General features: G+C 67.1%; 18 protein-coding genes and 3 pseudogenes. 10 read left to right on the forward strand and 11 right to left on the reverse strand.

Annotated features, from left to right (window positions below; all coding sequences use genetic code 11):
- Positions 1–63: 63 nt before the first annotated feature.
- Positions 64–231 (forward strand): annotated as a pseudogene (locus tag A9W96_RS23860) (amidohydrolase); the annotation flags it as partial.
- Between the two features lie 46 nt (positions 232–277).
- On the opposite strand, the gene A9W96_RS23865 reads toward A9W96_RS23860, so the two are convergent.
- Positions 278–1,123, reverse strand: coding sequence for an enoyl-CoA hydratase (locus A9W96_RS23865; protein WP_066866552.1), 846 nt, complete (start codon positions 1,121–1,123; stop codon positions 278–280).
- A gap of 353 nt (positions 1,124–1,476) precedes the next feature.
- On the opposite strand from A9W96_RS23865, the gene A9W96_RS23870 reads away from it, so the two are divergent.
- Positions 1,477–1,716 carry a CsbD family protein gene (locus tag A9W96_RS23870; protein WP_066866550.1) on the forward strand — a complete coding sequence of 80 codons (240 nt, stop codon included), beginning with the start codon at positions 1,477–1,479 and terminating at the stop codon, positions 1,714–1,716.
- Between the two features lie 61 nt (positions 1,717–1,777).
- Here A9W96_RS23870 and A9W96_RS23875 read toward each other — a convergent pair whose 3' ends face one another.
- Together A9W96_RS23875 and A9W96_RS23880 are read right to left on the reverse strand one after the other, a co-directional pair.
- The gene (locus tag A9W96_RS23875; RefSeq protein ID WP_067143589.1) at positions 1,778–2,794 is read right to left on the reverse strand and encodes a dihydrodipicolinate synthase family protein; all 1,017 of its coding nucleotides are present in this window, start codon (positions 2,792–2,794) and stop codon (positions 1,778–1,780) included.
- 43 nt (positions 2,795–2,837) lie between these two features.
- The gene (locus A9W96_RS23880) at positions 2,838–3,635 is read right to left on the reverse strand and encodes an SDR family NAD(P)-dependent oxidoreductase (RefSeq protein WP_066879110.1); all 798 of its coding nucleotides are present in this window, start codon (positions 3,633–3,635) and stop codon (positions 2,838–2,840) included.
- 192 nt (positions 3,636–3,827) lie between these two features.
- Here A9W96_RS23880 and A9W96_RS23885 point away from each other — a divergent pair, with 192 nt between their 5' ends.
- Positions 3,828–4,640 carry a TetR/AcrR family transcriptional regulator gene (locus tag A9W96_RS23885; RefSeq protein ID WP_066879107.1) on the forward strand — a complete coding sequence of 271 codons (813 nt, stop codon included), beginning with the start codon at positions 3,828–3,830 and terminating at the stop codon, positions 4,638–4,640.
- A 17-nt stretch (positions 4,641–4,657) separates the two neighbouring features.
- Here the strand turns inward: A9W96_RS23885 and A9W96_RS23890 are convergent, their stop codons facing one another.
- Together A9W96_RS23890 and A9W96_RS23895 are read right to left on the reverse strand one after the other, a co-directional pair.
- Positions 4,658–5,566 (reverse strand): enoyl-CoA hydratase/isomerase family protein, encoded by a 909-nt coding sequence (locus A9W96_RS23890; RefSeq protein ID WP_067021681.1) that lies wholly within the window; start codon positions 5,564–5,566, stop codon positions 4,658–4,660.
- Complete coding sequence (locus A9W96_RS23895) at positions 5,563–6,360, reverse strand: hypothetical protein (RefSeq protein WP_369830864.1); 798 nt, start codon at positions 6,358–6,360, stop codon at positions 5,563–5,565. The genes A9W96_RS23890 and A9W96_RS23895 overlap by 4 nt, the downstream gene beginning before the upstream one ends.
- Before the next feature lie 173 nt (positions 6,361–6,533).
- Here A9W96_RS23895 and A9W96_RS23905 point away from each other — a divergent pair, with 173 nt between their 5' ends.
- From A9W96_RS23905 to A9W96_RS23930, 6 genes are all read left to right on the forward strand, one after another.
- Positions 6,534–7,355 carry an enoyl-CoA hydratase/isomerase family protein gene (locus tag A9W96_RS23905; RefSeq protein WP_067143598.1) on the forward strand — a complete coding sequence of 274 codons (822 nt, stop codon included), beginning with the start codon at positions 6,534–6,536 and terminating at the stop codon, positions 7,353–7,355.
- A gap of 98 nt (positions 7,356–7,453) precedes the next feature.
- A complete protein-coding gene (locus A9W96_RS23910) occupies positions 7,454–8,266 on the forward strand; it encodes an enoyl-CoA hydratase/isomerase family protein (RefSeq protein WP_066862536.1) in 813 nt (270 codons plus the stop codon).
- Complete coding sequence (locus A9W96_RS23915; protein WP_067143616.1) at positions 8,263–9,057, forward strand: enoyl-CoA hydratase/isomerase family protein; 795 nt, start codon at positions 8,263–8,265, stop codon at positions 9,055–9,057. The genes A9W96_RS23910 and A9W96_RS23915 overlap by 4 nt, the downstream gene beginning before the upstream one ends.
- Complete coding sequence (locus A9W96_RS23920; RefSeq protein WP_067143600.1) at positions 9,057–10,526, forward strand: class I adenylate-forming enzyme family protein; 1,470 nt, start codon at positions 9,057–9,059, stop codon at positions 10,524–10,526. Before A9W96_RS23915 ends, A9W96_RS23920 begins: the two co-directional genes overlap by 1 nt.
- Complete coding sequence (locus A9W96_RS23925; protein ID WP_067143603.1) at positions 10,516–12,084, forward strand: class I adenylate-forming enzyme family protein; 1,569 nt, start codon at positions 10,516–10,518, stop codon at positions 12,082–12,084. The genes A9W96_RS23920 and A9W96_RS23925 overlap by 11 nt, the downstream gene beginning before the upstream one ends.
- Positions 12,077–13,600: a class I adenylate-forming enzyme family protein gene (locus A9W96_RS23930; RefSeq protein WP_067143607.1), complete on the forward strand. Its 1,524-nt coding sequence runs from the start codon at positions 12,077–12,079 to the stop codon at positions 13,598–13,600. Before A9W96_RS23925 ends, A9W96_RS23930 begins: the two co-directional genes overlap by 8 nt.
- On the opposite strand, the gene A9W96_RS23935 is transcribed toward A9W96_RS23930, so the two are convergent.
- From A9W96_RS23935 to A9W96_RS23960, 6 genes and pseudogenes are all read right to left on the reverse strand, one after another.
- Positions 13,597–13,959, reverse strand: a complete 363-nt coding sequence (locus tag A9W96_RS23935; protein WP_066867303.1) for a hypothetical protein — start codon at positions 13,957–13,959, stop codon at positions 13,597–13,599. The genes A9W96_RS23930 and A9W96_RS23935 overlap by 4 nt on opposite strands.
- A gap of 77 nt (positions 13,960–14,036) precedes the next feature.
- Positions 14,037–14,723, reverse strand: coding sequence for a GntR family transcriptional regulator (locus A9W96_RS23940; RefSeq protein ID WP_066867305.1), 687 nt, complete (start codon positions 14,721–14,723; stop codon positions 14,037–14,039).
- Positions 14,724–14,727: 4 nt separating this feature from the next.
- On the reverse strand, positions 14,728–15,921 hold the full coding sequence (locus tag A9W96_RS23945; RefSeq protein ID WP_067143610.1) for an acyl-CoA dehydrogenase family protein: 1,194 nt from the start codon (positions 15,919–15,921) through the stop codon (positions 14,728–14,730).
- 23 nt (positions 15,922–15,944) lie between these two features.
- Positions 15,945–17,144 (reverse strand): CoA transferase, encoded by a 1,200-nt coding sequence (locus A9W96_RS23950; protein ID WP_066867309.1) that lies wholly within the window; start codon positions 17,142–17,144, stop codon positions 15,945–15,947.
- Positions 17,141–18,367, reverse strand: coding sequence for an acetyl-CoA C-acetyltransferase (locus A9W96_RS23955; RefSeq protein ID WP_066867311.1), 1,227 nt, complete (start codon positions 18,365–18,367; stop codon positions 17,141–17,143). The genes A9W96_RS23950 and A9W96_RS23955 overlap by 4 nt, the downstream gene beginning before the upstream one ends.
- A pseudogene (locus A9W96_RS23960) lies at positions 18,364–18,573 on the reverse strand (SDR family oxidoreductase); the annotation flags it as partial. The gene A9W96_RS23955 and the pseudogene A9W96_RS23960, both read right to left, overlap by 4 nt.
- Between A9W96_RS23960 and A9W96_RS23965 the strand changes: the two are divergent.
- Positions 18,569–18,899, forward strand: a pseudogene (locus A9W96_RS23965) (SDR family NAD(P)-dependent oxidoreductase); the annotation flags it as partial. The pseudogenes A9W96_RS23960 and A9W96_RS23965 overlap by 5 nt on opposite strands.

An 18,899-nucleotide genomic window follows, 5' to 3' on the forward strand; every position in this document is an offset into this window, starting at 1 on the left:
CAATTCCCGTCGCTCGATTCGACCGACGCTTAGTGTTCGCCGGTAATGGCGGAAAGGATGATCATGGCTGAGTTGGGTTACCAGGCGATCGACGTCGACAATCACTACTACGAGCCGCTGGACTCGTTCACCCGCCATCTGGACAAGAAGTTCAGGGGGCGGGGCGTCCAGATGGTCAACGAGGGCAAGCGGACCTGGGCCGTGATCGGCGGCCGCATCAACCATTTCATAACCCCAACTCAGCCATGATCATCCTTTCCGCCATTACCGGCGAACACTAAGCGTCGGTCGAATCGAGCGACGGGAATTGCGGCGGCCGCTTCTCGAGAAAACTGGTGATGCCCTCGATGACATCGGGGCGCGGCATCGCCTCGTGCAACAAAACTTCGGCGAGCGAATTGGCCTGCTCGACGTCGCGGGTTGCGTCGCCGTATACCTGCCTCTTGATCACCGCCATCGACGCCGGGGAGCAATTCGCGGCGATGTCCTCGGCGTATTCCAGCGCGCGCTTCATCAAATCGTCCGGCGCGACAACCTCTTTGACCAGACCCAACTCGGCCGCCTCCTCGGCGAGGAACGTCCGCCCGCTCAGCAACAGATCGAGGGCGACGCCCCAGCTGGTCAGCCGCGGCAGTATCCAAGAGATGCCGAACTCCGCGATCAGACCGCGACGCGCGAACACCGCGCCGAACTTCGCGCCGGCGGCCGCGAACCGGACATCGCACATCAGCGCCTGGGTCAACCCGATGCCGACACACGCCCCGTTGACGGCCGCGATGACGGGCTTGCGCAACGTCGTCACAAAGTGCGGCGGGCGCTCCCCGACCAACTCGGCCAGATTCGTCTGACCGGCCTTCTCCATCGTCTCGCCATAGCCGGGTGCCGAACTTGGCGCGCCCAAATACGCGCCCGCGCAAAACCCCCGGCCCCGGCCGGTCAACACGATGACCCGGACGGCCGGATCCTGTTCGGCGCGATCGATCGCCGCATAAAACCCGGCGGCGATGTCGGGGCCCCAGGCGTTGAGCCGATCCGGGCGATTGAACGTCAGAACCGCCACACCGGTTTCAGTGGTCTCATACAGCACCGCCGCATCGGTGACCACGCGGTCGGCGGCGCTCATCAGACCGTCCCCTCATAGCTGATCGACTGGCGAGTTTGTACCCATACTGTATACCTATCGGTACTGCATTCCACAACTGCCGCGATCCGACGGCGAAACCCCGACTAAACAGCGGTTTCACGCACCGCGACGCCGACTCGGGCGCCCGCGGATCGACGGCCCGGCGGGCGACGATTTTGACGCGGTCGTAACCGCCGAATCGGGTGCCGGAAATGAATTTTCGGCGGCAACCGGCCGCCGACGTGGCAAGACTTAAATGTTGTGGTGTGGGACACGTTGCTGCCACGTTTGCGTCGGCCGCGCGATCGGGAATCCCGGAACAAGCCAGCCAGTCGACAAGGGAGGTAGACGCAATGGTTGACGTCAAGAGTGGTCCGATCGAACTCGTCCGTGGCATCGTCGAGGATGCCCTCGGGAAGACCAAGCAGGTCATCGGGATCATCATCGGCAATGACAGCCTGGCCGAAGAGGGCAAGGCTCAGCAGGACAAGGCGGAAGCGCAGCGCAACGCCGGCAAGAAGGAAGCCGCCGCCGAGAAAGCCCGCGGCAAGGCCAAGGCCTACGAGGAGCGCGAGCGGGCCGAGCAGCAGTAAACGGTCAGCTAGTCGAGCGGGCCCGGTCAGTGACCGGGCCCGCTTCGCTGCGTAAACCCTGCTACCGCAACGCGGTTTCCAGCAGGCCCAACCGCTGGTAGGCGTTTTCGATCTGGGCTTTCGCCTCGGCGGGCAGCTCGGCCTGCGGGGGGCGGGAGTGCGGATACGCGCCGATGGGCAGGCCCAGCAGCGATGCGGCGTACTTGAATGCGCCGCCCCAGTGGGTGAAGTAATCCGCGCGGCCGGGGTAGCAGGTCCACCAGGATCCGACGTCGAGGTCGAACTGGTCCAAGCCCGACTCACGGCCGTAGTCCATGGCCTCGACGAGTTTGTCGCTCTGGATGAGATCCCAGTATTCGGAGAACAGTCGCCGGGTGGGCGTCTCGAAAAGGTAGCCGGCGGTACCCAATTGCGCCGGACAGACGATCCCGTCGCGCAGCCAGCCGGCCCGGTAGACGGTCTTGTCGCATTCCCACACCGCGAGGCCGGGCGCCAGCTCATGCAGCATCCGGCTGCTCGCCGGCCGGAAGGCGCCTTCCTTGGTCGCGCACACCGCGGGAACCTCGTCGTAGATCCGGGCGCTCTCGGCGGGCGTCAAGACGTAACCCGAGGACGGCGAGTTGAACATGCCCAGGGCGATATCCGTCCGCGCCGCCACGTATTTGAAAAAGCGCAGCACGCCGTCACCCCCGTGCGCCTCCATCATCGGCGTTTGGATGTAGGCGATGTCGGCCCCCGCCTCCTGCGCGTGCAGCGTCAGGTCCAGGCAGTCCTTCGCCGACATCGCCGCCGTGCACGCCTGCACCACCACGTCGGGATTGATGCCGCGCGCTTCCTCGACGGCCACCTCCAGCAGGCGTTTGCGTTCCTCGAGGGTCAGCGACCAGAACTCCGCGATCCCGCTGGTACACCACAACATCGGATGCCCCAGATCACCGACGCAATAGCGCACCAGCGTCCGATAGGCCTCCCAGTCGATGTCATCGCCGTCGGTGCCGCAGAACGGCGTGTAAAGGGAGTCACCGATCCCCCGCAATGCGCCCGACGCCCACGCCCGCGCCTCCGCTGCCGTAGCCACAATCGACTCCTTTTGTCTGCCAATCGATTTCTTCGACCCGTCGTCAGGTGAAGTCCGAACCGCCGTCGACGTTGATGTTGGCGCCGGTCATGTAGGAGTTGCGCCGCGAGGCGAGGAACGCGGCGACCGGGCCGATTTCCTCCGGCAAGCCCGCACGCGGCATGTGCGCCGGATGACCGAAATGCTTGCCGATGGCTTCCATCAGGGCGTAAGGGTCATTGCCGTCGACCCCCACCGAATTCGCCCAGCCGATCAGCGATTCCGATGCGATGCTGCCCGGCGACACCACGTTGACCATGATCTCGTCCTTGGCCAGCAGCAGAGACAGGTTTTTCGACACGCTGGTCAGCATCGACTTCGCCGCCGTGTAGGCGGGCAGCATGACGCTTTGCCGCTGCGTCGAGTGTGCGGAGAAGTTCACGATCCGGGCCCATTGCGCCTTGCGCAACAGCGGAAGCGCCGCGCGGACGCAGCGCACCATTCCCAGCACGCCGTCTTCGACGGATTGCCGCCACTGGTCGTCGGTCAGCTGCTCGAACGTGCCGGCCGCGCCCGGTCCCACCGTGATAACCAGCGCGTTGAGTTCGCCGTCCCATCGCCGGGCGAGGTCGCCGAACACCTCGCTCACCGCACCGTCGTCCCCGATGTCCGCCGTCAATCCGATCGCGTCCGGGCTACCGCGCTGCGTGAGATCGGTCACCGCGGCGTCCAGGGCGTCGCGGCTGCGGCCTATCACCGCGACCCGGGCGCCTTCGTCGGCGAAGCAGCGCGCCGTTGCCAATCCCATGCCGCGGCTACCGCCGACTACCACCGCCGTGGCATTCGCCAGCCCTAGATCCATTGCGTAATCCGTAGCCCTAGTCTGGTCATTTTCGCCTGTCCAGCCGCTTTACCAAAAAGCCTACGATAGGTATTACAGTAGCAGAGGGATAATGTGACACGAACGCGTATACGCAGGTCAAAAGAGAAGTGCCGGTAAATTCAATCGTACCGGCAGCACGGCTGCCAGACCGCATACCCGGAACGGATTTTGATGGAGGTGCCCGTAGTGGCAAAACAGGCAACCGCCGATAAGCGTCAACGACGCGAACGCGGGTCCATCAATCCCGACGACATCATCAGCGGCGCATTCGAACTCGCGGAGCAGGTGTCGATCGACAACCTGAGCATGCCGCTACTCGGCAAACATCTCGGCGTGGGTGTGACGAGCATCTACTGGTACTTCCGCAAGAAGGACGACCTGCTCAACGCGATGACCGACCGCGCGCTGAGCAAGTACGTGTTCGCCACGCCCTATGTCGAGGCCAGCGACTGGCGTGAGACCTTGGCCAACCACGCGCGCTTGATGCGTAAGACGTTCATGGGCAACCCAATTCTGTGCGACCTGATTTTGATTCGAGCCGCGCTTTCGCCGAAGGCGGCGCGGATGGGCGCTCAGGAGATGGAAAAGGCGGTCGCCAATCTGGTGCAGGCCGGGCTGTCGCCGGAGGATGCCTTCGACACCTATTCGGCGATTTCGGTGCACGTGCGCGGTTCAGTGGTGCTGCAACGGCTCTACGAAAAGAACCAGTCCTCGGACGTCGGTCCCCGGGCCATCGAGGACGCGGTTGCGATCGACCCGGAGAAGACGCCGCTGCTCGCTCAGGTGACCGGGATAGGCCACCGCATCGGCGCCCCCGACGAAACGAATTTCGAATACGGACTCACCTGCATCCTCGATCACGCCAGCCGGCTGATCGACGAGAGCAACGGATCCAAGGGCAGCAAGGCGGCGCCGTCGCGGCAGCGCAAGCCGGCCAAGTCGGCGCCGGCCCGGGGCCGGACCAAGGCGACAGCGGCTCGCTAGCGCCCCGAAAGGGCTTGTCAGCCCTCGGGTTCCGGGACGTGGAAGTGCTCGTCGCGTAACCGGAACGCCTCCCTGGCGCCGTGCTGCGCGCGGGTCTTGACGAAGTTGAATTCGCCCGGCCCGAATTGCAGGTTGGTGCCGAACGCGTGGAACAGATAGCTGGCGACCTCTTCGCCCTGATACGCCTGGCTCTGCTCGACCAGGCGGAATGCCTCCTTGGCGATGACGACCCCGTCGGCGGGCATCTTCGCCGCCTTCTCGGCCCAGTAGCGCGCGCGGGCCGTCACCGCGCCGGGTGCGCAGGTGTCGGTGAAGATTCCCAGGTGCTCGATCTCGCCCGCCTCGATGATGTCGCCGGTCAACAGCAGGCGCCGGGCCAGCACCGGCCCGAGCCGGTGAAAGAACATGTGCAGGCTGCCGAGGGCGGGGCCCAGGAACCGGGTCGCGGGCATGCCGATCTTGGTGTCACGCGCGATGACCGAGATGTCGGTCATCAACGCCATCTCGAAACCGCCGCCGAGCGCGTAACCGGCGATCTCCCCCACCGTCACCTTCGGGAATCCCATGAAATTGTGGTAGAAGCCAAAAGACTTGCGGTCCACCGTAAGTCGTCGCCGCTGACTGGGGCGACGTTTGGCGGGCCGGTCGGCACCGGCCGCCTGGTCCGGTGGCGCGGACGAGCCGTACCATCCGTAGGCGTTGTTCATGTCCGCACCGGTGGAGAACACCCCCTCTGCCCCGCGCAGTAGCACCACCGTCAGGTCGTCGTCCTCGGCCACCTGATCAAGGCATCGGGCGACGGCCTCACGCATTGCCGCGTCATAGGAGTTGCGTTGTTGGGGATTGTTCAGCGTGATGGTCGCGATGCGCCGATCGGGATCGATGTCGAAGAGCACGCGATCGTCAGAGGTGCTCGAGGCGGTCATGTATCGGACTCCTTTCGGCGCCTGCCGAACCGCGATCCGGCAAGCTTTTCCGGCCGTGACGCCAACGTGTTGACCTCGCCGGTACAGAGGACTTCGTCGTGAAGCGACAGCCGCCCGGTCGACGTGATGCCGCGTTCACCCTCCGTGCGGGCTATGTCGAAGCGCAGCTCGGTCAACACCGGGGTCGGCCGGCGGAAGGTCACGACCAGGGATCGTGTCTTGCCGGACAGGCCGGTGACGCAATTGTGGTGCTGGATGACGCAGTCGAAGAAGACGCCCAGGAAGCCGCCGTGCACCAGGCCCGGCGGCCCTTCGTACACCAGGGGGAATTCGACACTGCCCGTAGCGTTCTCGGCGTCGACTCCGTCGAACCGGTACTCCGGAAAGCACGGGTTGTATGCACCGATGTCGGTCGCGTGGTTGAGGTAGACGCGGCGCGGATCGTCGGGCAATTCGCCGATGCGCGGTGCGTTGTCCGCGGGCGCCGCGGCGACCAGCTCGCCTTCCCACTCGGCGAATTTCTCCAGCATGGCGTCCACCGCGGGGTGTGGGTGCTCGAGGGACACCAGCAGCGAACTCAGGCGCCGCATGGCGGCAGCGGCGGCCACGGTCTGGGCAAGCGGCGCCTCGCCGAATCTGGCGTCGCCGTTGCCCGTCGACGCGCGCGCGGCATGCCCCTCCGACAAAGTCATCGCGCCACTCCTCCTCATCGCTGTGCTCTGCATCGTCGCCGGCGCGGTCATCGCGCCACTCCTCCTCATCGCTGTGCTCTGCATCGTCGCCGGCGCGGTCATCGCGCGACTCCTCCTCATCGCTGTGCTCTGCATCGTCGCCGGCGCGGCCATGGTTCCCTCTTTCACCCCGGGTTGTTTCGCAGGCAGCGTATCCTTGCTAACTTATACAGCGTATCAATCGTATTGCCTACTGTATGGGTAACCGTATCGGCGGAGAAAGGCCGGATTCGACGGTGAGTCAGGGGGCCGACACGGCCGGTGCCGAGGGTTCGGTGACAGTGCACCGCGAGGGTGCGGTGTTACTGGTGACGCTCGATCGCCCATCGCGGCGTAACTCGTTGACGCAGTTGATGATCGGGGCTTTGGTCGAAGCCCTGACCGATGCCGCTTCCGACGATTCGCTGCGGGCCGTGCACATCCGCGGAGCCGGCGGTGACTTCTGCGCCGGCGCCGACTGGGTGGCCGCCAACGACCCCGGCGCCCCGCGTCCCCGCACCGGTGATCTGGTGCGGCGGATTCCCCACGCCGCTCACCGCGTGATCGAGCTCGTCGCGTCCATCCAGCTGCCGGTGGTGTGCAGCGTGCGGGGCTGGGCGGTGGGATTCGGCTGCAACCTCGCGCTGGCCGCCGACTTCACCGTGGCCGCCGACGATGCCGTGTTCTGGGAGCCCTTCATCGACCGGGGGTTCAGCCCGGATTCGGGCTCCACCTGGCTGCTGCCGCGGCTGATCGGCCTGGCGCGGGCCCGGCGAATGCTGCTGCTGGGCGAGAAGGTGGGCGCGCCGGATGCGGCCGACTGGGGATTGATTCACCAAGCCGTCAGCGGCCCCGAGCTCGACCGCGCCGCCGAAGAGTTGGTGGGCCGACTGGCCGCCGGGCCGACGGCCGCGCTCGGACTGGCCAAACAGGCTATCAATTCCGGCCAGCAGGCAACGCTGAGCCAGTCGCTGACCCAGGAGTTGTTCAACCTGGAATTATCTTGCCGAACAAGCGATTTCAAGGAGGGCCTGGAGGCCTTCCGGCAGCGACGGGATCCGGATTTTCGTGGACGCTAGTTCGGGGGCGTCGAGTGTGGGCCGTACGCACGGGAACTGCCTCGAATTCGTCCATATGCCCCACGCTCGACGTGCAAAACAACACGAAGGGATGACCCATGCCCACTGATTCGTTCGACACCATCAAATACGAAGTCGATGGGCACACCGCGACGATCACCCTGAACCGCCCGGACGCCCTCAATGCGCTCAGCCCGCACATGATCACCGAGCTGCGGGCCGCCTACGACGAGGCCGAAAACGACGACGCTGTCTGGTTGACCATCGTCACCGGCACCGGCCGCGCGTTCTGCACCGGTGCTGACGTCAAGGAGATTCCCGAAGACGGCAAGGTGATCTACGAGCGGCCCTACCTGTCGACATACGACCAGTGGGAGGCGCCGCAGGAGGGCACCCCGCCGTTTCGCACCATGGCCAAGCCGGTGCTCACCGCCGTGAACGGGATCTGCTGTGGCGCCGGCATGGACTGGGTCACCACGACCGACATCGTCATCGCGTCCGAGCAGGCCACCTTCTTCGATCCGCACGTCAGCATCGGGTTGGTGGCCGGCCGGGAATTGGTGCGGGTGTCTCGGGTGTTGCCTCGCTCGATCGCGCTGCGAATGGCCCTGATGGGCAAGCACGAGCGGATGAGCGCGCAACGCGCCTACGAGCTCGGGTTGATCAGCGAGATCGTGGAACATGACCGCCTGCTGGAGCGCGCCCACGAGATCGCCGACATCGTCAATTCCAATGCTCCGCTGGCCGTCCGGGGCACCCGGCTCGCGATTCTCAAGGGGCTCAACGTGCCCCTGCACGAGGCGGAGATACTCGCCGAGACCTTCCGCGAGCGGGTGCTGCGCACCGAGGACGCGGCCGAAGGACCCCGGGCCTTCGTCGAGAAGCGCAAGCCGAATTGGCAGTGCCGATGACGTTCGAAACCATTCTGTTCGAGGTCGACACGCGCGACCACGTCGCCACCATCACGCTGAATCGCCCCGAACAGCTCAATGCGTTCAACCGCACCATGTGCGAGGAGATGGCCCGCGCGTGGCGCACCGTCAAACTCGACGATTCGGTGCATGCGGTCGTGTTGCGCGCCGCCGGCGACCGGGCGTTCAGCGCCGGGCTGGACATCAAGACGCCATACGGTCAGCCCGAAAACATCTGGAACCACGAGGATCCCGGCGAAGCGCTGAGTCCCAAGTGGCAGAAGATGTGGAAGCCCGTGGTATGTGCGGTCCAGGGCATGTGTACCGCGGGCGCGTTCTACTTCGTCAACGAATCCGACGTGGTGATCTGCTCCGAGAACGCCACCTTCTTCGACTCTCACGTGTCGGCGGGCCTGGTGTGCGCTTTGGAGCCGATCGGCCTGATGCGCCGCATCGGCCTGGGTGAAACGTTGCGAATAGCATTGATGGGCAACGACGAACGGGTCGGCGCCGAGACCGCGCTGCGGATCGGGCTGGTCTCCGAGGTCGTCGCCGCCGACCAGCTTTGGGACCGCGCCCACCAGATCGCGGCGACCATCGCCGCCAAGCCGCCGACCGCGACAGCCGGCACGGTGAAGGCGATCTGGGAATCGCTGGACAAGCCGTACCGCGCGGCGATGGAGCAGAACCTGATCTATACCCGGCTGGGAAACCCGTTGGGCACCGCGGAGCTGGCCGTTGGAAACGATTCCGGGGCGCCGAGCGCGGCCCGCACCCCGAAGATTCGCTGATGTCGCCTCACCCGCTGGCCCAACGCATCGCCGACGTGCTCGACCTGCAGCCGGACTCGCGCGCCATCGAGTATGGCGGCCAATGGATCTCCTGGGCACGAGTCGGGGCGGTGGCGCGGCGTATCGCCGCGATTACCGGCGGGGCCGAAGTCGGGATGCTGTTGCGCAACCGCCCGGGGCACGTGGCCGCCTTTCTGGGCGTGCTGCTGGGCGGCGGAACGGTCGTGGTCATCAACCCCGCCCGAGGTGACGAACGCACCAGGGCCGACATCGCGGGCCTGCGGCTTCCCGTGATCGTCGGCGAGGCAAACGATCTGAGGGCCCTCGTGCCCGCGGACACGCCGACAGTCGCGATTTCGCGCGGGTTGGACGACGCCGACGTCACCGCGCCGCGCGTCGACCGCCCCGGCCGGCGGTCCGGCACCGCCGTGCGCATGCTGACCAGCGGCACTACCGGGCCGCCCAAGCGTATCGACTTGGGCTACGACATGCTGGCGCGCAGCGTGATCGGTCCGGATCCCGAACATGCGGTCTCGCCCGCAGAGCTGCGCCGCGGCGTCGCGATCGTGAACTCGCCGCTGGTGCACATCGGCGGGGTGTTCCGGGTGCTGCAATGCATCGCCGAGGCGCGGCCGTTCGTGCTGCTGGAACGATTCGAGCTGAACGCCTGGGCCGAGGCGGTGCGCAAGCACCGGCCCCGCGCGGCGTCCCTGGTGCCGGCGGCGCTGCGCACGGTCTTGCACTCCGATATCCCGCGTGCCGACCTGGCGAGTCTGCGGGCCGTTACCTGCGGCACGGCCCCGTTGTCGGCCGAGGACGCCGATGCCTTCACCGAGAAGTATGGCGTTCCGGTGTTGACCTCTTATGCGGCAACCGAATTCGGTGGCGGGGTGGCGGGCTGGACCCTGCCCGACCATCAGCGGTACTGGAAGACCAAACGGGGCAGCGTCGGCCGGGCCAACCCCGGTGCCCGGCTGCGGGTGGTCACCGAGGACGGAACACCGCTGGGCTCGGACGAGGTCGGCCTGCTGGAGGTCAAACCGGGCCAGCTGGGGCCGACCGCACCGTGGATGCGGACCACCGATCTGGCGCGCATCGACGCCGACGGGTTCTTGTGGATCGTCGGCCGTGCCGACCAGGCGATCATCCGCGGTGGTTTCAAGGTGATGCCCGACGACGTCCGCGCCGCGCTGGAGAGCCACCCCGCGGTGGCCGGCGCGGCCGTGATCGCCCGCCCCGACGAGCGGCTGGGCGAGACGCCGGTCGCCGTGGTAGAGCTGCGCGAGGGGGCATCGGCCGACGCCGAAGCCCTGGTCGAGTATCTGCGAGAGCGTTTGGCGCGCTACGAGATTCCGACCGAAATCGCGATTGTCGACAGCATCCCCCGAACACCGTCGGGCAAGGCCGATCTCGGCGCCATCCGGGGCGTCTTCGGCGAGCCCGCAGCGCAGCGCGACCATGCCCGTTGAGCCTTCGACGGTCGCCCAGGTGCTGCGGCATCAGGTCGGCCGGCGCGGCGATCACCCCCTGCTGGTGTGTGACGGTGACCGCATCAGCTACGCCGAGGCCGAGCGCCGGTCGGCGGAGCTGGCCCGCGGCCTGATCGCGCTGGGCGCCGGCAAGGGCACCCATGTGGGGCTGCTCTATCCGAACGGAGCCGAGTTCGTCGTCGGGATGCTGGCCGCGGCGCGCATCGGTGCGGTGGTGATCCCGTTCTCCACCTTCGTCACCGCACGCGAGCTGCGCGAGCAGCTCGTCGACAGCGATGTGGAAATCTTGTTGACCGCGGCGCGCTTTCGCTCGCATGACTACGTGCAACGACTCTCCGAGCTTCTGTCGGGCGCCGATCTCGATTCCCGATTGTTCTGCGCCGCAGCACCGCAGCTGCGTCGCGTCGCGGTCACCCACGAGAAGGTGTGCGGGTTAGCCGATTCCGTCGACCCCGCGCTACTGACGGCGCTGGAGGACGACGTCGCGCAGTGCGACGCGCTGACGATCGTGTACACCTCGGGCTCCACCAGCGCCCCGAAGGGGGTCGTGCACACCCACGGCGCCCTGCTGGCGCACCAACGGAATCTCAACCTGATCCGTGGTTTGACGGTCGACGACAAACTGTTCTGCAATTCGCCGTTCTTCTGGATCGGTGGACTCGCCTTCGGCCTCCTTGCCACGCTGGTGGCCGGGTCCACCTTGGTGTGTTCTAACGCCACCGATGCCGGGGAGACGCTCGACCTGCTGGAAGCCGAAAAGCCAACTATGACCAATGGATTCGCGGCCGGGATCGCCCACCTCGCGGAACACCCGAGCTTCCCGCACCGCGACCTGTCGTCGATGCGGCGCGGCAATCTGTACCCGATCATGGCTCCCGACGCCCGCCCGGCCGACCCGCAGTTGCGGCACAACATGCTGGGCATGACCGAGGCCGGCAGCGTCGTGCTGATCGGCGATGACGAATCCGACCAGCCCGAGCACCGGCGCGGCTCATTCGGCAGGCCGGCACCCGGCTTCGAGATCAAGGTCGTCGATCCCGACACCACGGCCGATGTCGTCGCCGGCGAGGTCGGCGAGCTGTGCCTGCGCGGGCCGTACCTGATGCAGGGCTACTACAAGCGCAGCCGCGAAGAATGTTTCGATGCCGACGGCTGGTTCCACACCGGCGACCTGGTGCGCGTCGACGCGGACGGATTCGTCTATTTTGCCGGCCGGCTCGGCGCGATGATCAAAACGGCGGGCGCCAATGTCTCGGCGGCCGAAGTGGAGAAGGCCATTGGCAGGGTCACCGGCGGAGCGCCGGCTTACGTGTTCGGCCTGCCCGACGCCCGGCGCGGGCAGGTCGTCGCCGCGGTGGTCGTCCGGGCCGACGGTCCAGCGGGGTTCGACGAAGCCGCCCTGGTTTCGCTGCTCGAAACGGAACTGTCCGCCTACAAGATTCCCAAGCGGTTCGTCGCCCTCCGCGGCGACGACGTTCCGGTGCTGTCCAGCGGCAAGGTCGACATGCGACGTCTCAGGGAGCTGTTCGGTGTCTAGCACCATTGACCGGCTGGTGCGGCTTCGGGCCGACCGCGATGGCGACAAGCCGATGGTCATCGACCCCACCTCCCGGCTGACCTACCGCGAACTCGACCTGGCCACCCGCGATTTGGCCGCGACGTTCGTCGAGACCGGCGTGGCCAAGGGCACCCGGGTGGGGCTGATCATGCCCAATAGCACCCGGTGGGTACGGGTCGCCGTCGCGCTTACCCGCGTCGGCGCGGTCCTGGTCCCGCTGAGCACCCTGCTGACGGCCGGAGAGCTCGCCGCCCAGCTGCGGGCGGCCTCCGTGCAATTCTTGATCAGCGTCGAGGAGTTCCGCGGCCACCGCTACCTCGATGACCTTCCGGCGGCGGGGCGATCCGAATTGCCGGCGTTGCACCAGGTTTGGTCGGCCGACCAAGTCGATGGCGCGTCCGCGAGTGCGGGTGCCCGCAACATCGTCGACGCCATGACGGCAACGGTCACCCCGGCCGACCCGCTGGTCATCATGTTCACCTCCGGCAGCAGCGGGGCGCCCAAGGGAGTCATCCACTCGCACGGCAACGCGCTGGGCGCCGTGCAGGCCGGCCTTGCGGCGCGCTGCATCTCCGCCGAGACCCGCCTGTATCTGCCGATGCCTTTCTTCTGGGTGGGCGGTTTCGGCAGCGGAATACTGTCCGCGCTGCTGGCCGGCGCCACCCTGGTGACCGAGGAAATACCGCGGCCGGAAACCACCCTGCGATTGTTGGAAGACGAACGGGTCACGCTGTTTCGGGGCTGGCCGGACCAGGCCGAAACGTTGGCACGGCACGCCGCAAATGCCGGTGCCGACCTCTCGGCCTTACAGGCGGGAAGCCTGCAGGCCCTGCTGCCGCCCGGGCAACGCGCCCAGCCCGGGGCGCGCGCGACGCTGTTCGGCATGACCGAGGCCTTCGGGCCGTACTGCGGCTATCCCGCCGACACGGACATGCCCGCGTCCGCTTGGGGTAGCTGCGGAAAGCCGTTCGAGGGCATCGAGGTTCGCATCGTTGACACCGACAGCGGCGCGCCGGTGGCGGCCGGCGTCACCGGAATGATTCACATCCGCGGACCGCACACGCTGCGCGGCATCTGCGGGCGCACCCGGGAGGACCTGTTCACCGCCGACGGCTTCTACCCCACCGGCGACCTCGGGCACCTCGACGAAGACGGATTCCTCTTCTATCACGGGCGATCCGACGACATGTTCAAAGTCAGCGGCGCGACCGTCTACCCCAGCGAGGTCGAGCGGGCGCTGCGCGCGATCGACGGCGTCGACAACGCCGTTGTCACCAACGTGCCGGGCGGCTCGGGTGAACGGGTCGGCGCGGCGGTCGTGGGCGCACTGACCGCCGAGCAGCTGCGCGCCTGCGCACGAACGGTGTTGAGCGCCTTCAAGGTTCCAACGGTGTGGTTACTGCTGGACTCCGACGACGACCTGCCGCGCGGCGGTACCGGCAAGGTCGACGTCCGCCGGCTGCGCAAGATGTTGGCCGAAGCGGACCGGTCCTAGGGCACCCGCGTCCACGGTTGGCAGTTCTGCGACTCGAACGCCTTGATCGTGGTGTTGATGTTCGCAAACATCGGACCGACGGACATGTTCGTCTGCACCACATGGTCCTTGTTCGCGTCGGGCGTGCTGTAGGTGAACCACGCGCACATCGAGTCCTGAGTCGGCACATTGTTGATCCACACCCCGAAGGTCGACGCCGAACCGGCCGTTCGGTACAGACCCGGTGCAATATCGGGGCCGACGACGAAGACACCATTGCCGGGGATCGGGTCCACCGGGTCGGCGACGACCCTCGGCGCGACGGCAATCGCCGTCACGGTCGCGACGAGTAGGGCCGATGCGCGAAGCGTTGCGGGCATCTTCGTTTCTCCGTCCGTGGCCCACCCTGCTGGCAGCGTATGCCCCAACCTCGCTGCGCGACAAGAGATGGCGGCGACTAGGTCAGGCCATTCTCGTCGGCGACCACCCCGCGGGCCACCAGATGGTCGATCAACGGAACCGCGCCGGCCGCAAGGTGTTCCGACATCGCCACGCGGGCGAGCTTGTCGTCGCGTTTCTTCAGCGCGGACAGGATCCGCCGATGGTCCTGCATCGATTGCTCCGGCCAGCCCTCGATGGCGGGAAACACCGACTCGGGGGCGTAGCGGGTGATCTGCGACATCAGCTGGGCGAGCTTGGGCGAGTCCGCCGCGACATTGATGGCGCGGTGAAACTCGTGGTTCAGCCGGACGGTGCGCTCGTGGTCATCACCGGCGTAGGCGTCTTCCAGCTGCGCCTGGATCTCCTTGAGCTCGTGCAGTTGGCTGTCGGTGATGTTGATCGCCGCCCGCGCGGCCAGCTCGCCCCCGACATGCGCCTGCACGTTCGCCACGTCGGTGACGTCGCGGCCGGTGACCGGCAACACCGCGAAGCCCCGACGGGGCTGCTGGTTGATCAGTCCTTCGGCGCACAGCGCGAACAGCGCCTCGCGCACCGGTGTGACGCTGATACCCAACTCCGCGGCCAATTGGTCCAGCCGGACGTACGAGCCGGCGGCGTACGTGCCGTCGAAGATCCGCCCGCGGATGATCCGCGCGACGTCCTCCGAAAGTTGAGGCCGCGCAGCGAAATCCGGAACGCTCATCCGTCTATACCTGATACTCGGCGAGCAGTCGCTTGCTGATGATGTTCTTCTGGATCTCGCTGGTGCCCTCGCCGATCAGCAGGAACGGCGCGTCGCGCATCAGCCGCTCGATCTCGTATTCCTTGGAATATCCGTAGCCGCCGTGGATCCGGAAACTCTGCTGGGTGACCTCGGCGCAATATTCGCTGCACAAATACTTGGCCATCCCGGCGGCGACGTCGTTGCGCTCGCCCGAATCCTTCAGGCGCGCGGCGTTGACCATCATCAGGTGGGCCGCTTCGACCTTGGTCGCCATCTCGGCCAATTGGAACGCGATGCCCTGGTGCTCGGCGATCGGCTTGCCGAAGGTCTCGCGTTGTTGGGCGTAGCGCACCGCGAGCTCGAAGGCGCGAATCCCCACACCGCACGCCCGCGCCGACACGTTGACGCGGCCGACCTCGATGCCGTCCATCATCTGGAAGAAGCCCTGCCCCGTGGTGCCGCCGAGGACGTCGTCGGCTTCGGCCCGGTAGCCGTCGAAGATCATCTCGGTCGTCTCGATACCCTTGTAGCCCAGCTTTTCGATTTTGCCCGGAATATGCAGGCCCGCAACGACTTCGCCGTACCCGACCGGCTTCTCGACGAGGAACGCGGTGAGGTTGCGGTGCGGCTTGTCCGAGCCCTCGTCGGTGCGCACCAGCACCGCCACCAGCGTGGAGGTGGCGCCGTTGGTCAGCCACATCTTCTGGCCGTCGATGGTGTAGGTGCCGTCGTCGTTGCGCCGGGCGCGGGTGCGAATCGCGGCCACGTCAGAACCCAGCTCCGGCTCCGACATCGAGAAGGCGCCGCGGGTCTCGCCGACCGCCATCCGCGGCAGGAACCGCTGCTTTTGTTCGTCGGTGCCGTGCTGGCGCAGCATGTACGCCACGATGAAGTGGGTGTTGAGCACGCCGGACACGCTCATCCAGCCCCGCGCCAGCTCCTCGACGCACAGCGCGTACGTCAGCAGCGACTCCCCCAGCCCGCCATACTCCTGCGGAATCATCAGACCGAACAGGCCCATCTCCCGCATCTGATCGACGATCGCCTGCGGGTAGGTGTCAGCGCGCTCCAGCTCGACCGCGTGCGGAATGACCTCCTTCTCGACGAATTTCCTTACCGTGGCGATGATCTCGGTCTGGAACTCCGTCAACCCGAGGGTCTGGGCCAGTTTGGTCATGTGCTGCGTCCCCTTCCGGCTGCTCAGCAGGCGATGGTCTTGGCGTCCGTCAGGCGCGCGATGTCGGCGGCGCTCAACCCCAGCCGCGCAAGGACGTCGGCGGTGTCTTGTCCCAGCGCCGGCGCCGGCGCGCTGGGCGGATGGCTGCCGTCGAACGCGGCCGGCAGGCCGGGCGCGAAGTAATCGCCGAGACCGGGCTGGTGCATTCGGGAAAACAGCGGATTGTCGGTTACTTTCGGGCCCGCGGCGACCTCGGCGAAGGTGCGGTACCGCTCGAAGAGCACCGTGGTGTCGGCCAGCGCGGCGGTGATCTCGTCGGCGGTGTGATCGCCGAACCACGTGGCGAACAGACTCGACAGCACGTCGCGATAGCGGTAGCGATCGCCTTCTGACCCGAAGTCGGCGCCGAGCGCCTCGGCGAGCGCCGACACCGCGGCGCCGGTGCCCGTCACCGCGAGCAGGTCACGGAAGTGCCGACCGGTCAGCGCGACCACCATGAACCTGGCCCCGTCGCTGCTGGTGAAGTCCTGCCCGTACTGACCGTAGATGGCGTTGCCCAGCCGTTCGCGTTGTGTCCCAGTGACTTGCGGCTCGGTCAGCAAGCCCAGGTTGGCCGCGGTGGCCAAAGCGACGTCCTCCAGCGCCAGGCTGATCTGCGCCCCCGCCCCGGACCGCTCGCGGTGGCGGACCGCGGTGACGACGGCCAACGCTGCGTACAGTCCGCAGCACACGTCCCAGGCCGGGAGCACGTGGTTGATCGCGCCGCCATGCTCGGCCGGACCGGTGACGAGCGGATAGCCCAGCCCGGCGTTGACCGTGTAGTCCACCCCGGTGGAACCATCACCGCGCCCGAGCAACTGCACGTGAATCACGTCGGGGCGCTTGGCCGCCAGCACGCCGTGGCTGAGCCAGGACAAGCCCGCGGCGTTGGTCACCACGACGCCGTCGCCCTCGACGATCAGCCGCTGGACCAGTTCGTGGCCGTCGGGGGACCGCAAGTCGATGGTGGCCGACCGCTTCCCCTTGTTCAGGCCGGTCCAGTAGATCGAGGTGCCGTCCGCCGCCAGCGGCCACCGCTGGACGTCGGACGCGCCGCCGATCGGGTCGACTCGAATGACCTCCGCACCAAGCTGATTCAGCGTCATGCCGCACAGTGGCGCGGCGACGAAGCTCGACACCTCAACGACGGTGAGACCGTCCAGCGGCAATCCCGGCTCGGTCATGTCGATGCGACCCGCTCGAAGACGGCAGCCAAACCCTGGCCGCCGCCGATGCACATGGTTTCCAGACCATAGCGCGCCTCGCGGCGATCGAGTTCGCGCGCCAAGGTGGCCAGCATCCGCCCGCCCGTCGCGCCGACCGGATGTCCCAGCGAGATGCCCGAACCGTGCACGTTGGTGCGCTCATGATCGGCGGCGCCGAAGTTCCACTCCCGCATCACCGCAAGCGCCTGCGCGGCGAAGGCCTCGTTCAGCTCGATGAGGTCGATGTCGGATAGCCGCAGGCCCGCCTTGGCCAGCGCCACCTCGGTCGCGGGCACCGGCCCGATGCCCATGACGTGGGGCGCCACCCCGGCCACACCCCACGACACCAGGCGCACCAACGGCTTCAGGCCGTATTCCTCGGCCTTCTCCGGCGTGGTGACCACGCACATCGAGGCCGCGTCGTTCTGCCCGCTGGCGTTGCCGGCGGTGACCGTGGACTCTGGATCCTCTTTCGCCAGAACGGGTTTGAGCTTGCCCAACGACTCGACCGAGGTGTCCGCGCGTGGATGCTCGTCGGTGTCGATGAGCTCCTCGCCACTGCGGGTGCGGACCGCGACGGGCACGATCTCCTCGGCCAGGATGCCGTCTTTCTGCGCGGCGACGGCACGCTGGTGGGATCGCACCGCGAGCTCGTCTTGCTCCTGGCGCGAAATGCCGTACTGGCGGCGCAGGTTCTCGGCCGTCTCCAGCATCCCGCCCGGCACCGGGTAATTGCGGCCACCGGCGGTCGTGCGTCCCCGCGCCAGCCCGTCGTGCACCTGCACACCGGTGCGGGCCCCGCCCCATCGCATGTCCGTGGAGTAGAAGGCCACGTTGCTCATGCTCTCGCAGCCCCCGGCGACCACGAGGTCGTTGTCGCCGGCGCCCACCTGCAGGCACGCCTGGATGACCGCCTGCAGGCCCGAGCCGCACCGGCGGTCGACCTGCATGCCCGGAACCGTCACCGGCAGGCCGGAATCCAGCGCCACCACACGCCCGATCGCGGGCGCATCGCTGTTGGGATAGCAGTGGCCGAGGATCACGTCCTGCACGGCGTCGGGCGCCAGCCCGGTTCGTTGCAGCAGGCCCTTGAGGGCGGTGACGCCGAGGTCGACGGCGCTGCACGCCTTGAACATTCCGCCGTAGCGGCCGATCGGGGTCCGAACGGGTTCGCAGATGACGGCCTCGCGCACCGCACTCATAGGTGGCGGCCGCCGGTGATTTCCATGACGGTGCCGGTCATGTACGACGACAGGTCGGAAGCGAGGAACAGCGCGACGCTGGCGACCTCACTGGGCTCACCGGCCCGGCCCAACGGCACCTCGGCGACCTTGGAGTCCCAAATGCGCTGTGGCATAGCCTCTGTCATCGCGGAGCGGATCAGGCCGGGGGCGATCGCGTTCACCCGCGACGCGACGATGCGCAAGATGACCGAGGAGCAGTTCGATCAGGTCATCAACGTGCATCTGAAGGGCACCTGGAACGGCACCAGGCTGGCCGCGGCCGTCATGCGGGAGAACAAGCGCGGCGCCATCATCAACATGTCGTCGGTGTCCGGCAAGGTGGGCATGATCGGCCAGACCAACTACTCGGCGGCCAAGGCCGGCATCGTCGGCATGACCAAGGCCGCCGCCAAAGAGCTGGCCTACCTCGGCGTGCGGGTGAACGCGATCGCCCCCGGCCTGATCCGCTCCGCGATGACAGAGGCTATGCCACAGCGCATTTGGGACTCCA

The sequence above is a fragment of the Mycobacterium sp. 1245852.3 genome, from assembly GCF_001669335.1.
Taxonomy (GTDB): Bacteria; Actinomycetota; Actinomycetes; order Mycobacteriales; family Mycobacteriaceae; genus Mycobacterium; species Mycobacterium europaeum_A.

Coding starts and splice junctions, on each gene's coding strand:
- A9W96_RS23865 (WP_066866552.1), bottom strand. CDS start 1,123: ATGAGCGCCGCCGACCGCGTGGTCACCGATGCGGCGGTGCTGTATGAG.
- A9W96_RS23870 (WP_066866550.1), top strand. CDS start 1,477: ATGGTTGACGTCAAGAGTGGTCCGATCGAACTCGTCCGTGGCATCGTC.
- A9W96_RS23880 (WP_066879110.1), bottom strand. CDS start 3,635: ATGGATCTAGGGCTGGCGAATGCCACGGCGGTGGTAGTCGGCGGTAGC.
- A9W96_RS23885 (WP_066879107.1), top strand. CDS start 3,828: ATGGAGGTGCCCGTAGTGGCAAAACAGGCAACCGCCGATAAGCGTCAA.
- A9W96_RS23890 (WP_067021681.1), bottom strand. CDS start 5,566: ATGACCGCCTCGAGCACCTCTGACGATCGCGTGCTCTTCGACATCGAT.
- A9W96_RS23895 (WP_369830864.1), bottom strand. CDS start 6,360: ATGACCGCGCCGGCGACGATGCAGAGCACAGCGATGAGGAGGAGTGGC.
- A9W96_RS23910 (WP_066862536.1), top strand. CDS start 7,454: ATGCCCACTGATTCGTTCGACACCATCAAATACGAAGTCGATGGGCAC.
- A9W96_RS23915 (WP_067143616.1), top strand. CDS start 8,263: ATGACGTTCGAAACCATTCTGTTCGAGGTCGACACGCGCGACCACGTC.
- A9W96_RS23920 (WP_067143600.1), top strand. CDS start 9,057: ATGTCGCCTCACCCGCTGGCCCAACGCATCGCCGACGTGCTCGACCTG.
- A9W96_RS23925 (WP_067143603.1), top strand. CDS start 10,516: ATGCCCGTTGAGCCTTCGACGGTCGCCCAGGTGCTGCGGCATCAGGTC.
- A9W96_RS23935 (WP_066867303.1), bottom strand. CDS start 13,959: ATGCCCGCAACGCTTCGCGCATCGGCCCTACTCGTCGCGACCGTGACG.
- A9W96_RS23940 (WP_066867305.1), bottom strand. CDS start 14,723: ATGAGCGTTCCGGATTTCGCTGCGCGGCCTCAACTTTCGGAGGACGTC.
- A9W96_RS23945 (WP_067143610.1), bottom strand. CDS start 15,921: ATGACCAAACTGGCCCAGACCCTCGGGTTGACGGAGTTCCAGACCGAG.
- A9W96_RS23950 (WP_066867309.1), bottom strand. CDS start 17,144: ATGACCGAGCCGGGATTGCCGCTGGACGGTCTCACCGTCGTTGAGGTG.
- A9W96_RS23955 (WP_066867311.1), bottom strand. CDS start 18,367: ATGAGTGCGGTGCGCGAGGCCGTCATCTGCGAACCCGTTCGGACCCCG.